General features: G+C 77.3%; 10 protein-coding genes. 3 read left to right on the top strand and 7 right to left on the bottom strand.

Annotated elements, in window-relative coordinates:
* Nucleotides 1-57: 57 nt before the first annotated feature.
* Nucleotides 58-714, bottom strand: coding sequence for a class I SAM-dependent methyltransferase (locus tag AB0O19_RS24975; protein WP_363622485.1), 657 nt, complete (start codon nucleotides 712-714; stop codon nucleotides 58-60).
* A gap of 177 nt (nucleotides 715-891) precedes the next feature.
* Between AB0O19_RS24975 and AB0O19_RS24970 the strand changes: the two genes are divergently transcribed.
* Nucleotides 892-1,983: an alcohol dehydrogenase catalytic domain-containing protein gene (locus tag AB0O19_RS24970; RefSeq protein WP_363622484.1), complete on the top strand. Its 1,092-nt coding sequence runs from the start codon at nucleotides 892-894 to the stop codon at nucleotides 1,981-1,983.
* Nucleotides 1,984-2,060: 77 nt separating this feature from the next.
* On the opposite strand, the gene AB0O19_RS24965 is transcribed toward AB0O19_RS24970, so the two are convergent.
* From AB0O19_RS24965 to AB0O19_RS24940, 6 genes are all read right to left on the bottom strand, one after another.
* Nucleotides 2,061-2,234, bottom strand: coding sequence for a hypothetical protein (locus tag AB0O19_RS24965; RefSeq protein ID WP_363622482.1), 174 nt, complete (start codon nucleotides 2,232-2,234; stop codon nucleotides 2,061-2,063).
* Nucleotides 2,235-2,401: 167 nt separating this feature from the next.
* Nucleotides 2,402-4,108 carry an ABC transporter ATP-binding protein gene (locus AB0O19_RS24960; protein WP_363622480.1) on the bottom strand — a complete coding sequence of 569 codons (1,707 nt, stop codon included), beginning with the start codon at nucleotides 4,106-4,108 and terminating at the stop codon, nucleotides 2,402-2,404.
* A 224-nt stretch (nucleotides 4,109-4,332) separates the two neighbouring features.
* Nucleotides 4,333-6,024, bottom strand: a complete 1,692-nt coding sequence (locus AB0O19_RS24955; RefSeq protein WP_363622478.1) for an ABC transporter ATP-binding protein — start codon at nucleotides 6,022-6,024, stop codon at nucleotides 4,333-4,335.
* 115 nt (nucleotides 6,025-6,139) lie between these two features.
* Nucleotides 6,140-6,283 carry a VenA family class IV lanthipeptide gene (locus AB0O19_RS24950; RefSeq protein ID WP_159398410.1) on the bottom strand — a complete coding sequence of 48 codons (144 nt, stop codon included), beginning with the start codon at nucleotides 6,281-6,283 and terminating at the stop codon, nucleotides 6,140-6,142.
* Between the two features lie 229 nt (nucleotides 6,284-6,512).
* Complete coding sequence (locus AB0O19_RS24945; protein ID WP_363622476.1) at nucleotides 6,513-8,510, bottom strand: alpha/beta fold hydrolase; 1,998 nt, start codon at nucleotides 8,508-8,510, stop codon at nucleotides 6,513-6,515.
* Nucleotides 8,507-11,722, bottom strand: coding sequence for a lanthionine synthetase LanC family protein (locus AB0O19_RS24940; RefSeq protein ID WP_363622474.1), 3,216 nt, complete (start codon nucleotides 11,720-11,722; stop codon nucleotides 8,507-8,509). The genes AB0O19_RS24945 and AB0O19_RS24940 overlap by 4 nt, the downstream gene beginning before the upstream one ends.
* A 625-nt stretch (nucleotides 11,723-12,347) precedes the next feature.
* Here AB0O19_RS24940 and AB0O19_RS24935 point away from each other — a divergent pair.
* Both AB0O19_RS24935 and AB0O19_RS24930 read left to right on the top strand, forming a co-directional pair.
* Entirely contained in the window at nucleotides 12,348-13,184 is an 837-nt protein-coding gene (locus tag AB0O19_RS24935; protein ID WP_363622472.1) for a Nif3-like dinuclear metal center hexameric protein, read from the top strand.
* Between the two features lie 23 nt (nucleotides 13,185-13,207).
* Complete coding sequence (locus tag AB0O19_RS24930) at nucleotides 13,208-13,951, top strand: C4-type zinc ribbon domain-containing protein (RefSeq protein ID WP_363580833.1); 744 nt, start codon at nucleotides 13,208-13,210, stop codon at nucleotides 13,949-13,951.
* Nucleotides 13,952-13,953 lie beyond the last annotated feature (2 nt).

The raw sequence follows: 13,953 nt of genomic DNA, 5'->3' as shown, positions 1-13,953 counted from the left end.
GACTGTGGGGCCGCTCGGCGGATCGGGCGGTGGGCGGCGGGTGGTGAGCGGCTAGCGCTAGCTCGCGGCGGTCCGGCGCAGGACGCGCAGCGAGCCCGTCACCGAGACCTCCTCGAAGCCCTCGGCCAGCGCCCGCAGGTACACCCGGTACGGGGCCTGGCCGCCGTCCGCCGGGTCCGGGAACACGTCGTGCACCACCAGCAGCCCGTCCGGCGCCAGGTGCGGGGCCCAGCCCTCGTAGTCGCCGGTCGCGTGCTCGTCGGTGTGCCCGCCGTCGATGAACACCAGGGCCAGCGGCCGGCCCCACAGCGCCGCGATCCGCGGCGAGCGGCCCACCAGCGCCACCACGTGCTCCTCCAGCCCGGCGGCGTGCAGCGTCCGGCGGAACCGCGGCAGGGTGTCCATCAGCCCCACCTCCGGGTCCACCAGCGTCGGGTCGTGGTACTCCCAGCCGGGCTGCTGCTCCTCCGAGCCGCGGTGGTGGTCCACCGTCAGCGCGGTCGTCCCGGTCTCCCGGGCGGCCGCCGCCAGCAGGACCGCCGAGCGACCGCAGTAGGTGCCGATCTCCAGCACCGGCAGCCCGGTGCGCCGCGCCGCCGTCACCGCCGCCGCGTACAGCGCCAGCCCCTCGTCCAGCGGCATGAACCCGGTGGCCGCCTCGAACGCCGCCAGCACCTCGGCCGCCGGGCGGACACTCTCCAGCAGGTCGGACATGACGGTGCTCCTCGGGCTCGGGACGTGCGCGAACGCGTTCGCCCCGGACCCTACTCGACGGTAGAGGGGCGGACCACAGCGGCCCTGGAACGTGTTCTAGTCGGGTCGGGTCGCCCGTGTCAGAATCGGGCCCGACCGTGGAGAACCGAGCACACGAGGCACACCGGGAGCAGCCCCATGCGCGCAGCCGTCCTGCACAAGACCGGCCAGGAGACCCTTGACGTCCGGGAGGACGTGACGGCCGTCGGCTTCGGGCCGGGCGCCGTACGGGTCCGGATGCGCGCTGCCAGTCTCTGCCACTCCGACCTCTCGGCGATGAGCGGCGTCCTGCCGCAGCCCGCGCCGTTCGTCCCCGGGCACGAGGGCGCCGGGGAGGTCGTGGAGGTCGGTGGGGGCGTGGCCGGCCTCGCCCCCGGCGACCGCGTGGTGCTCTGCTGGATGGCGCCCTGCGGCCGCTGCGCGCACTGCGAGCGGGGCCGCGGCCACCTGTGCATCGCCAGCCTGCGGCGGCTCGGCGCGCCCGGCTTCCGCTTCGAGGACGGCGGCGCGGCGGTCGAGGCCTCCGGGTTCTACGGCACCGGGGCGTTCGCCGAGGAGGTCGTGGTCGCCGCGGACGCCGTCATCAAGGTGCCCGCCGACCTGCCGTACGAGGCCGCCGCGCTGATCGGCTGCGGGGTGACCACGGGCGTCGGCGCCGCCGTCAACACCGCCCGGGTCGAACCCGGCGCCTCCGTCGCGGTGATCGGCGCGGGCGGGGTCGGGGTCGCCGCCGTGCAGGGCGCCCGGGTCTGCGGCGCCGCCCGGATCACCGTCGTCGACCCGGTCGTCTCGCGCCGCGAGCGGGCACTGGCCTTCGGCGCGACCGAGGCGATCGCCCCCGAGGACCTCAGGGCGACGGCGAAGGGCCTGCCCGGGGGCGGCTTCGACTACGTCTTCGAGGCCGTCGGCCGGTCCGCCACCGTCCGGGCCGGCTACGACGCGGCCCGGCGCGGCGGCGCGGTCGTGGTGATCGGCGCCGGCGCGCAGGACGACCTCGCGCAGTTCACCATGGGCGAGCTGTTCTTCAACGAGAAGCGCCTGCTGCCCTCGCTCTACGGCGGGGCGCCGGTGGCCCGCACCATCGCCCTGGTCGTCGACCTGTGGCGGGCCGGGCGGATCGACCTCGACGGCATGATCAGCCACCGCGTCGACCTGTCGGACGTCAACGAGGCGATCGCCCAGATGCGCAGCGGCGAGGCGCTGCGCACGGTCGTGACACTGGGGCGCTGAGCCGCGGGCCCCGCCCGAACGCGACGAGGGCCCGCCGAGGGTGCTCCCCCCGACGGGCCCTTCCGGTGCGGGTGTGCTCAGCCCCGGCCCGCCGCGGCGCGGTGCCGGCCGTGCGGGTCGGCCTCGGGCTTGTCGTCGGCGGCGGAACGGCCCCGGTGCCGGCCGTGCGACGAGGTGTCCCCGGCGGCGCTCTCGTCGGCGTCGGTCCCGTTGGCCGCGGGTCCGGTGGTGTCGGTGAGGGTGTCGGACATCAGAAATCGTCTTTTCCGTGCGGAGGGTGCAGGTCATCGGCGCCCGGCCGGCGCTTGGCGGCGCGCGGTCGGGTCCCCGATCGGGCGCTCGGTACGCGCCACAGCCGGTGATCGCGGCCCGTGCCCCGGCCACCATAACGGCCGGAACGGACGAGATCCTATCGAGATCATGACGCGCGACCCGCCGTCGAACCCAGCCAGTGACCGACCAACTCGCGGTACAGCGGGGACAGCACCTGAAGATCGCCGTGCCGGGCGAGCACCCCCCGCCCGCCGTCCAGCAGCAGCACCCGGTCCGCGCGCAGGGCCGAACTGATCCGGTGCGCGACCACGACGAGAGTCCCTGGCCGGGCGGCGAACGCCCGCTCGACCCGCTCCTCCGCACGCGGGTCCAGATGGCAGGTCGCCTCGTCCAGCACCACGACCGGCGCCGGCGACAGATACGTCCGCACCAGCGCGAGCAACTGCCGCTCCCCGCCCGACAGCACGCCCGGATCGCGCAGGACGGCCTCCGGGCCGCCCAGCCGCGCGACCACCTGATCGGCCCCCAGTACGCGGACGGCACGGGCGAGTTGCTCCTCCGTGGCCTCCGGGGAGAGCCAGGTCAGATTGGACCGCACCGGCCCCGGGAACACGTACGCCTCCTGCGGCACCAACGCCACCAGCCGTGCCCGCGCGGCCCCCGCCAGCCCGTCCGGCCGCACCCCGCCCACCGAGACGGCCCCGCCCGTCGGCGCCAGCACCCCGGCCAGCAGGGCCGCCAGCGTCGACTTCCCCGCCCCGCTCACCCCCACCACGGCCACGTGCTCCCCGGGCGCGAACCCGAACTCCAGCCCCTCCAGCACCGGCGCCCCGGCCCCGCCGTGCCCGTACCTCAACCCGCTGACCCGTACCTCCGGCTCCTGCCCCGGGGCTCTCCCCGGCAGCGCGCTGGGGGTGGTGTCCGCCGGAGGGTCGATCGTGGTGGCCGCCAGGCGGTCCAGGACGACGGCGAGGTTGAGTAGCCAGCCGCCGACCGTACCCGCCAACGTCCGCACCGCCGGGTCGAGTTGCTGCAGCAGATAGGTCGCGACGCCGAGCAGTTCGCCGGGGGTCAGGGCCTCGCGGGCGAGCAGCCACGGCGCGGCGGCGAGGACGGCCAGGACGGGCAGCCGACCGCCGAGGGCCACGACCAGCGCGCGCAGGGCCGAGGCCCGGCCCAGGGCGCGGGAGGCGGTGGCGCTCGCCCGGGCGGCCCCGGTCAGTGCCTCGGCGACCTGCTCCCGGGTGCCCGTGGCCTGCACGTCGCGCAACCCGTGCAGCGCCCGCCCCGCCTCGGCGGCCAGCCGCTCCTCGGCGAGCACGACCGCGTGCCGCCGCGCCACTAGCGGGCGCAGCAGACGGGCGAAGAGGAACCCGGCGGCGAGCAGCGGCAGCAGGACCAGCGGCAGGACGACGGGCGCCAGCAGCGCCAGACCGGCCAGGGCGGCGACCAGGGTGACCCCGACGCCGCGCAGGGTGCGCAGCAGGGTGGCGGTCAACTGCCGCGCGGACTCGACCTGTTCGGTGAGCCGGGCGACCTCGGCCGGATCCGCCGACGGCCGGGCGAGCGCGCTGTGGACCACCCGCTCGACCAGGGCGTCCCGCAACGGCTCCACCACCCCCGCCAGGTGCGGGAACCCGGCCCGCGCCGCGTACGCCCGGACGGCCATCGCGGCGCCGAACCCGGCCAGCCAGGCCACCCCGGCCCCCGGCCGCCCGGCCAGGAACCCCCGGTCGACGGCGGTCGAGACGAGCAGCCCGGACAGCAGCGGCGGCAGCGCCTCCGCCCCGGACCACCCGAGCAGCCGGAGCAGCGGCCCGCGCGTGACGGCCAGCTGCCGGAACAGCAGCACCCACCCGGGGGAGGCGGACGCGGGAAGTCGACGACGCCGACCTCCGGTGCCGGGCGGTCGGCCCGCGCCGGGCCGACGCGGGGCCCCGGTCGTTGCGGGCCGTGGTGCGGCACGTCGGCGATGCCGACTTCTCGTGCCGGGCGGCGCCGGGGTCGGCGGGTGTACGGGAAGTCGAGCGGGCCGACGTCCCGCGCCGCCGTCGGACGGGGTGCGGTGGCGGGCCATCAGGCGGCGGCCGTCTGGAGGGCGGTGTCCGACAGGGTGGCGCGGTAGTCGGGGTCGGCGAGGAGGGCGGCGTGCGGGGCGAGGGCGCGCAGGCGGCCGGCGTCGAGCCAGGCGACGAGGTCGGCGCGGGCGGCGACGCCGGCGCGGTGGGCGACCACCAGCCGGGTGCGGCCGAGGGTGGCGCGGTCGAGGGCCTCGGTCACCAGGTACTCGGTGGCGAGGTCCAGGCCCGAGGTGGCGTCGTCGAGGACGACGACCCGGGCGGGCTGGGCCAGGAGCCGGGCCAGGCCGAGGCGTTGCAGTTCGCCGCCGGAGAGCCGGAGTTCGTCGAGCGGGGTGTCCCAGCCCCGGGGCAACCGCTGGAGGAAGCCGTCCGCGCGGGCGGCCGCCGCCTCGGCGGGGCCGGCGCCGGCCAGCGCGTCGCGGACCGTACGGCCGATCAGGGCGGGCCGGGCGAAGGCGTAGCCGACCGCGTGCCGCAGTTCGGACGGGGCCAGCGCGTCCACCGGGACGCCGTCGATCAGTACGGCGCCCTCGTCGGGGTCGCGCAGCCGCCCGGGCAGCGCGGCCAGCAGGGACTTGCCGGAGCCGGAGCGTCCCACCAGCGCGACCGTGCGGCCGCCGGGGATCGTCAGGTCGAGCGGGCCGAGCAGCACCCGGTCGCCGTCGCGCACCACCACGCCGCGCAGGACGACCTCCCCGTAGCCGCCGGCGGGGAGGGCCGTCAGGCCGGGTTCGGCCGGGCGGACGGCCAGCAGTTCGTCGGCCCGGGCCTGCCCGGCGCGGGCGTGCACCACCGCTACCAGCGCCTCGACCTGCTCGAAGAGCCCGGCGCCGAGGGCCGCCCAGCCGGCCGCGGCGGCGAGCGCCCCGGGGGCCAGGGCGCCGGGGGTCTTGGTGCCGTCGGCGAGGAGCGCCCCGGCGGTGGCGAGCACCGCGACCTCGACCACCGCGATCAGCAGGGTGGCCTGCCAGGCGGTGCGCCGCTGCGCCGCCCAGAGCGCGTGCCCGGCGGCGGACAGGTCCGGTAGCGGCGCCAACACCCGTGCCGCCTCACGCTGTTCGGCGCCGGCGGCGTGGATGCTGCGCAGTCCGGTGAGGGCGCCGCCGAGCCGGGCGGCAAGGTCGGCCTGGACCTCCTGGTAGCGGGCGAACACCGGCCCGGCCTCGCGCAGGAAGAGCCGGATCAGCACCACGCCGGGGACGACGCCCGCGAAGTAGGCGAGCGCCAGCCACGGTGACAGCAGCCCGAGCCCGACGATCGCGCCCGCCGACGTGAGCAGCGCCGTGGCCGCGCCGAGGACGGCGGGCAGCCGGCCGCCCGCGTCGCCGGCCGAGCCCAGCAGGCGGGCGGCGAGGTCGCCGGGCGGTGGTCCGTGGCGGAGCCGGCCGCCGGCTCCGAGGGCGAGCAGGTGGCGGACGAGGCGCCCGCGCAGGGCGGCGGTGGCCTCGGCGGAGCAGGCCGGGGCGGCCGCGGCGGCGGTGGCGTCGGCCGCGGCGGCCACGCCCAGGACGAGGGCGAGCCGCACGAAGGCGCCGGACTCGGGCCGGTGGCCCAGGGCGGCGTCGACGGCCGCGGCGAGGGCGGCGGGCAGGGCGAGCGTGGTGGCGGCCCCGACCGGCAGGGCGATGCCGAGTGCGAGGGTCCAGCCGGTGGGGCGGCGGGGCAAGTCGGTGGGGCGGCGGGGCAAGTCGGAGCTCCCGTCGGGACGTCGGGTCGGGGGTCGGGCATGTGCGGGGAAACGGACGGTGCCGTCCCCGCCTGTCCGGACAGGCGGGGACGGCACCCACGGCTCACCGCCTGGATCAGCTGTTGGTGAAGATCAGGCAGGTGAGGATGAGGCAGGTGTACTGGCAGCCGGCGCCGTGGCCGGTCAGCTCGACGGACTCGGTCTCCGGCAGGTCCTGCAGCGCCGCGAGGTCGGTCTCGAAGTCCACCATGTTCTCCATGATCGGGTTCCTCCCCTGGAACTACGCCCGCCGCGATCTGCCTGCGGGCATCGGGTGTCGCCCCCGGGCGGCTCGGTCCGCCGCGCGGGGGTGGTGCCCCGGGCCGCGTCGGGCCCGGGAGTCTGTGTGGTGAGGTGTCGACGTCCTGAGGTGTCGAGGAGTCGAGGTGCCGATTTCCTGAGGTGTCGAGGTGTCGAGGAGTCGACGTACCGAGGTGTCGGGGCTCCGGTCAGCCCGGTCGGCCGGTCCGCAGGAACGCGGCCAGCAGCTCGTGCAGCACGGCCGCGCCCTCCTCGGCGAGCACCTCGTGGCCCGATCCGGCCGCCTCGACGTACCGGAAGTCCGCGCCCTCGACCCGGCCGATCCGCAGCAACTCGTGCCGCAGCGAACGGGACTGGCTCACCGGCACGACCTCGTCCCGGTTGCCGTGCACCACCAGCAGCGGGGCGCTCAACCGGTGCGCCAGCTGGAGGACGTCGCGCGGGCCGCGGGCGTCGGTGATCGGTTCGTCGCCGGCCAGCCGGGTGGTCAACGCCCGTACGGGGGGTGCCGCTTCGGCCAGCAGCCGGGCACCGGACAGGAACGGTGCGACCACCGCGCAGCGGGACACCTGCTCGGACGGCGCGTGCGCGGCCGCCAGCAGCGCCAGGAACGCGCCGTAGCTGACCCCGAACAGGGCCGGCGGCTCCAGCCCGAGTGCCGCGCGCTGGCCGGCGATGCCGTCCAGCAGGTACAGCACGTCGTCCAGGTCGGGCCCGCCCCAGGCGCCCCGGATGGCCATCGCGTGCGCCACCCCGTAGCCGGTGGAGCCGCGCTGGTTCGGCGCGATCACGGCCAGGCCCTCGGCGGCCATCCGCTGAAGGGCCGGGTCGAACTCCAGCCGCCAGGCGTCCGCCGGGCCACCGTGCAGCGCCAGCACCAGGTGCGGGCTGCTCAGCCAGGTGTCCCCGCCGTACACCACGGCCTCCAACGGCCCGGCCGGACCGGCGAGTTCGAGGCTCTGTGCGGGCTGCCAGCGGCCGCCGTCCCCGGGCGCGGTGCTGCCGTCCACCCGCCAACCCGGCGGCTGGGTGCGGGGAGTGCGCGGACCGCCGGGCTGCCAGGGCAGCACGGTGTCCCGCCACGGGCCGGGCAGGCCGGAGCCCAGCGGCGCCAGTTGCAGCGGCAACGGCATCGGCATCGGGCCGGACCCGGCCTTCGCCGGGCCGTGCGCCAGCAGCGCGTCCACGTCCAGGGCGGCCAGCGCCGCCGGGTGGTCGGGTGAGGAGTACGGAAGCCGCAGCGCCGCCCCGCCCCAGTGGCCGACCGCGCCGAGCCGGCCGGGCGGCACCGGCAGCTGGTCCAGCCGGCCGGCGGCGGCCCGCCACAGGGCGAGCGCGGAGCCGGCGCCGTGGTCGACCTGCACCGCCACCTGCGGGCCGTCCGCCGTCCGCCGCAGCGCGACCGGCCGCAGGAACATGCCCGCGACGTGCAGGCACTCCGGGAACCGCAGCGGTTCGCCGCCGCCCAGCACGCCCCAGCCGAGCCGGTCGGTGCCCGGCGCGTCGCTGCGCACCATCGCGAACCGGCTGTCCGGGTCGAACAGCACCAGCCGGTCGTTGCTGCGCTCGCCGATCTCCAGCAACGGGGTGGTCGTGCCGCTGCGCAGGTCCAGCACCACGGTGCGGACGAGCCCCGCGTTCACCCGGTCCAGCGCCAGCAGCGCCCCGGCGCTGTCCAGCCAGGCGCCGCCGCCGTGCAACCCCGTGATCTCGGCGACCCGTTCGGGCTCGCTGCCGTCCGTCCGCACCAGCCAGACGGTGGTCGCCGGGCGGGTGTCCGTCCCGAGGGCGAGCGCCACCGGCGTCCGAGGACCGGCGCCGTGGGGCGTCGGGACCGGCAGCAGCCGCAGCCCGGGCATCCGGATCGTGGCCATCTGCTGCTCCACGGCGCCGTTCTCGCCGTACGAGAGGCGGACCAGGTCGTGCCGCTCGCCGTCGTGCCGGCAGACCAGCACCGAGCCGTCCGGCAGCGCGACCAGTTGCGAACGCAGGCTCTCCGACCGGTTGCCGGACAGCGGCAACGCCAGCGGGGTGGCCGGCCCGCCGTCCGAGGGCAGCCGCCAACTCTCCACGTACCAGCCGCCGTCGGCGGCCGAGGCGAGGCAGGCGGCGTGACCGCCGTCGGCGGAGAAGGTGAAGCTCAGCCGGCGCAGCGCCTGCGCGACGGTCCGGGTGGCCACGTTCATGCCCCGCTCACCCCGCTGCCCGAGCCCTGGAGCCGGCGCACGGCGGGCGGCACCGGATCCACCCAGAGCCGGGGGCCGCCGTGCCGAAGCCGCAGCAGGAAGGCCAGCGCGCCCGCCGCGCCGGTGCCGTAGCCGGCCGCGCAGCCCGTCCCGGTCTCGTCCGGCAGCACCAGCAGGCCGCCCCGCAGCGCCGACCGGGCAGCGATCAGTTGTGCCAACTCCTCGGCGCCGGAACGGAATTCCGGATCGTCGGCGACTTCGGCGAGGTCGAGCAGGTACTCGCCGTCGCCGGCCAGTCCGTGGCAGGCGCTCACCCCGCCGTGCCAGCGCCCGGCCAGTACGGCCCGCCCGGCGGCCAGCGCCAGCCCGTGCGCGGTGGCGTCGCCGGTGGCCCGCCAGAGGCGCAGCAGGAAGGTGCCCACGCCGGACGAGCCGCTGCACCAGTGCGCCAGCCGGACGCGGTCCGGATCGCCCGCGCTCTGCGGCCACCAGGCGCTCTCGCGCGGCGCGTCCCAGCGGACGGTCGCGGCGAGCGTGCGCCCGGCCTCGACGGCGCCGGCCAGCAGGTCGCGGTCACCGGTCGCCTCGGCGGCGGCCAGCAGGAAGGCGCCCACACCGGCCACGCCGTGCGCGAAGCCGAGATGGGTGATCCCGGCGAGCGCCGAGTCGAAGTCCGCCGGCACCGGCCACACCCGCCCGTACGGCTCGCGCCGGGCGGCGGCGAGCAGGGCGTGGCCGCAGTGGGCGGCGCGGTCGAGGAAGGCCGGGTCATCGGCGGCTTCGGCGGTGAAGCCTTCGGCGGCAAAGCGGAGTTGGGTGAACCCGGAGCCGGCCGCGCCGTGGCAGACATCGGGGTTGGGCCACTCGACGGGGATCCGCCGGGCGAGCGCGGCGGCCCGAACGGCCAGCCCCTCGTCGCCCAGCGCCCGGGCGGCGTCCAACAGCGCCCAGGCCGTCCCCGACCGCCCGAAGTGCAGCCCGGGCAGCACCACCGGCTCGGCGGCCAGGCGCCGTTCGATCCACCCGGCGGCCGTCCGGGCCGTCCGCGCGGCCTCCGCGCGCACCCCGCCCGGCAGGCCCTCCGCCGCCACCGCCCGCGCCAGCACCGCCAGCACCCCGGCGGCGCCGTGCTGCACATTGCACGGATCCGTCCGCTCCCCGGCGGGCACGACCGGCCACAACCGGTCCCGCCGCAGCGGCGTGGCCGTGACGGCCAGCTGCCGCAGGCCGTCGCACAGCACCCGGTCGAGGAGGCCGGCCGACGCGCGGCAGGCGGCGTCCGGAGCGGTGCCGTCGGGTCGGACGGCAGCCCGGGGGCCGCCGGTCGTGGTGGTCGCATCGGTCGCGGAACGGTCGTCGTGGGCGTCGCCGGAGTGCTCGGCGGGCGTGGCCCGGTGGGCCGCGGCGCGCCACGGCGGAGCGGCGGCGGCCCGGATGGCACCGGCCCCGGCGGGCGCGGCGCTGCTGTCGGCGGCTCGCTGCGGGGGTGCGGTGGCGGCGGCGCCGGTCGGGCCGGCGGCATGCGGGCCGTCGGGGCGCCCGGTGTGCGTGGTCCGCCGGTTCGGTGCCTGCCACAGGGGAGTGACGGCGGCGATGGTCTCGTGGCCGTGCACGGCACCAGGGGTTCCGCCGCCGTCGGCCGGGTCCGGGTGCGTGTCTCCGCTGCGCCGGGCGCCCGCGGTGGCTCCGCCCGCGAGTTCCGCCCTGACCCGGGCGAGGCTCCAGCGCTGCCCCGGCTGTTCGGCCCGGAGGCCGAGGACGGCGGGGGCGAGGCGGCGGGCGGTGGTGCCGGTGCGGGCGGCGAGGGTGAGCCAGCGGCCGAGGCGCTCGGTGACCGGGCGGGCCCGGGGGAGGTCGTCCGGGAGCAGCGGGTCGTGGCCGGTGGCGAGGAGGAAGAGCAGGCCGCCGAGGGCGTACAGGTCGACGGCCGGGTCGGCGACGCAGGTGCCGTCGTGGACGAGGCCGAGCCGGCCGGGCCCCTGTTCGGGGGCGCGGTAGCCGGGGGTGCCGGCGGAGCCGGCGGGGCGGCCGGTTTCGGCGGCGAGTTCGAGGTCGACGAGCCGGAGGCGGCCGTCGGGGCGGACCATCACGTTGCCGGGGGAGAGGTCGCGCAGGACGAGCCCTTGGGCGTGCACCTGCTCGACGAGGTCGAGGAGGGCGTGCGCGACCGGTCCGGCTTCGGCCCAGTCGACGTCGGGGCTGCCGTCGCGCCGCAGCCGGGCGGCGACCCACGCGCCGAGCGGCTGTCCGGCGATCCGTTCCTGCACGAGGAAGACGGAGTCGTCCCGTTCGATCAGTTCGATCGGGTGGGGTGCCAGGCCCTGCCCGTCCAGCCGGGTCAGCAGGGCGGCCTCGTGCCGCAGGGCGTCGCGGGCGTCGGTGCCGGCCCGGTCGACCTCGATGTGTGCGCGGGCCTGCTTGACCACGACCTCGACGCCGCTCGCGGCCTCCCGGCCGAGGAAGACCCCGCCCTTGGTGCTGTGCCGTACGGCGGCGGTGATCGCGTACCGCTCGGCGAGCAGCACGCCCGCGCCGCGCTTCGCCCCCGGCCGGGCCGCACCGGCCACCAGCGGGTCCCGGGCCCAGGACGGCGCCCGGTAGGAGGCTCCGCGCACGTCCTCGGCCCGTTCGCCGTCCGGCCCGTGCAGGACGGAGCGGTACTCCCCGTCGTGGCCGAGCTCGGCGCGGGCCGCGAAGGCGCCGTACCGGTAGTGGACCAGGCTGCCGGGCCGGTAGGGGCGGTCGGAGAGCACGACGGGCCCGGGCAGTCCGGCGGTGGCCCGGTCGAGTCCGGCGGCCAGCCGCCGGAACTGGGCGTCGTCGGCCGGGTAGACGGTGATGAACTTGCCCGCCGAACCCCGATCGCTGTTACGGGAGTTGAGTTCGCGCAGCCGCTGCTCCCCGGCGGCGAACTTGAACGGGCACGGGTCGTCGGCGAGAGCCCGTACGACGGCCGCGAGCACCGCTTCGCCGACCGCCGAGGCCGCGCTGACGTGGAGCTTCCAGCCCTGCTCCGGGAGTGGAGCCGACGCGGGCGGCCTGGCCGTGCACCAGAAGCCCCCGGCGGTGACCTCCCAGTCGCCGCCGCCTCCCCGGCCGCCGGCGTCCGCCAGCGCCGCCCGCGTCGTCTCCGGCCACGGTCCGGCCGCATCCGGCCCGTGGCCCGCCGATTCCCCGCCCCCGGCCGTACGCAGCGATGTGCCCGCCGCCATTCGCCACCACATCCCTTCGTCTCGTCCGCCGCCCGCGGGTGCCCGCTGCTCCGGCACCCGGGCGTGCGGCCCGGCCTGATCGGCTTCCTCGGAAGGAGCGGGAGTGCCGCCCCTGAACGGGAGTGCCGCCCCGGTGCGGCGCACCGCCCTGGTACGGCGGTGCCGCGCCTGGGGCGGGGGCCCCGGCCGCGCCCGCCCCGGGCCCGGTCTCGCCAGGGCCCGTGTCCGGCGGAGCGCCTTCCCGACCCCCGGTCGGGGCAACTGTCGGGGCAACTCCCGTTCGCAGGACTGAAGTTACTTTCGAGGCGGGAGTGGCTCAACGTAGAGCCGGTCACTTCACTCGTAAGGGTGATCAGGAGGCGGTTTCGAATTCGTGCGAGGGCTCCCGTGTGAGCAGTGGGCGCCGGGCGCACGGGCGCGTGCGACCGGCGCCGGCCCCTCCCGGGCGCCCCCGCCACAGGTTGACGCGCGTCCGTACGCCATCGGCACCCGTGTCCGAGCCGCGCCGCCACCTCGCCGCCGCCGCACACCCGCCGCCATCCCCGCCGCACTGCCGCCCCGCCGCCGTCCAGGTCGCCGAACGGCCGAGGCCCGACCGCCCCCGCGCGCACGGTAGTCTCGACAGGTGCCGAAACTGTCCGACGTCATCACCGCGCTCGAAGAGGTCTACCCGCCGCAGTGGGCGGAGGCCTGGGACGCCGTCGGCCTGGTCTGCGGAGACCCCCGGGCCGAGGTCGGCCGCGTGCTGTTCGCCGTCGACCCCGTGCAGGCGGTCGTCGACGAGGCCGTCGAGTGGGGCGCCGACCTGGTGGTCACCCACCACCCCCTCTATCTGCGCGGCACCACCAGCGTCGCCGCGACCACCTTCAAGGGCCGGGTGGTGCACACGCTGATCAGCAACGGCATCGCCCTGCACGTCGCGCACACCAACGCCGATCACGCCGACCCCGGCGTCTCGGACGCGCTCGCCGAGGCCGTGGGCCTGCGGGTGACCGGCCCGCTGGTGCCGGACCCGACCGACCCGCTGGGCCGCCGCGGCACCGGCCGGATCGGCCTGCTGGAGCCCCCGCTGCCCCTGTCGGCCTTCGCCGCGCAGGTGGCCGAGGGCCTGCCGGCCACCGCCACGGGCGTCCGGGTCTCCGGCGACCCGGACCGGCTGGTGAGCCGGGTCGCGGTGTGCGGCGGCTCGGGCGACAGCTTCTTCGCCGAGGTGCGGGCGGCCGGGGTGGACGCCTACCTCACCGCCGACCTGCGCCACCACCCCGCGTCCGAGGCCGCCGAGGCGGCGCCGGTCGCCCTGGTCGACGCCGCGCACTGGGCCACCGAGTGGCCCTGGCTCGCCCTGGCCGAGCGGGCCCTGCACGCCGCCGCCGACCAGCGCGGCTGGGCCGTGGAGACCAAGGTCTCCCACCGGGTCACCGACCCGTGGACCGCGCACGCCCCCATGTCCTTCACCGCCTGACCCGATTCACAGGAGCCTTCCCCTTGAACGCCGCGCCCGCCGACCAGATCCGCCTGCTCGACCTCCAGGCCTTCGACTCGAAGCTCGACCAGCTGGCCCACCGGCGCCGGAGCCTGCCCGAGCACGCCGAGATCGAGAAGGCCTCCGCCGACCACACCGCGCTCAAGGACCTGGTGGTCGCCGCCGAGGCCCAGCAGGGCGACACCACGCGCGAGCTGACCAAGGCCGAGCAGGACGTGGAGCAGGTCCGCGCCCGGGCCGCCCGCAACCAGCAGCGCCTGGACTCCGGCGCGATCACCTCGCCGAAGGACCTGGAGAACCTCCAGCACGAGATCGGTTCGCTGGCCAAGCGCCAGGGCGACCTGGAGGAGATCGTGCTGGAGGTCATGGAGCGGCTGGAGAGCGCCCAGACCCGGGTCACCGAGCTGACCGCGCGCCTCCAGCACTCCACCGTCGTCCTCACCGAGGCCGAGACCCGCCGGGACGCCGCCTTCGCCGAGATCGACACCGAGGCCGACAAGGTCAAGCGGGACCGCGAGACCGTCGCCGCCGTCGTCCCCGCCGACCTGCTGAAGGTCTACACCAAGCTGCGCCAGACGCAGGGCGGCGTCGGCGCGGCCCGCCTCTACCAGCGCCGCTGCGAGGGCTGCCGCACCGAGTTCTCCATCACCGAGTTCAACGCCATCAAGGCCGAGCCGGCCGACAAGGTGGTCCGCTGCGAGAACTGCTCGCGGATCCTGGTCCGCACCGCCGATTCGGGCGCCTGACC

The sequence above is a fragment of the Kitasatospora sp. NPDC091276 genome (assembly GCF_040684355.1).
GTDB lineage: Bacteria > Actinomycetota > Actinomycetes > Streptomycetales > Streptomycetaceae > Kitasatospora.
This window is presented reverse-complemented; position numbering and strand designations above follow the sequence as displayed.

Excerpts from the sequence above, each read along its gene's own strand:
- AB0O19_RS24975 (WP_363622485.1), bottom strand. The coding sequence starts at position 714 with ATGTCCGACCTGCTGGAGAGTGTCCGCCCGGCGGCCGAGGTGCTGGCG.
- AB0O19_RS24970 (WP_363622484.1), top strand. The coding sequence starts at position 892 with ATGCGCGCAGCCGTCCTGCACAAGACCGGCCAGGAGACCCTTGACGTC.
- AB0O19_RS24965 (WP_363622482.1), bottom strand. The coding sequence starts at position 2,234 with ATGTCCGACACCCTCACCGACACCACCGGACCCGCGGCCAACGGGACC.
- AB0O19_RS24950 (WP_159398410.1), bottom strand. The coding sequence starts at position 6,283 with ATGGAGAACATGGTGGACTTCGAGACCGACCTCGCGGCGCTGCAGGAC.
- AB0O19_RS24945 (WP_363622476.1), bottom strand. The coding sequence starts at position 8,510 with ATGAACGTGGCCACCCGGACCGTCGCGCAGGCGCTGCGCCGGCTGAGC.
- AB0O19_RS24940 (WP_363622474.1), bottom strand. The coding sequence starts at position 11,722 with ATGGCGGCGGGCACATCGCTGCGTACGGCCGGGGGCGGGGAATCGGCG.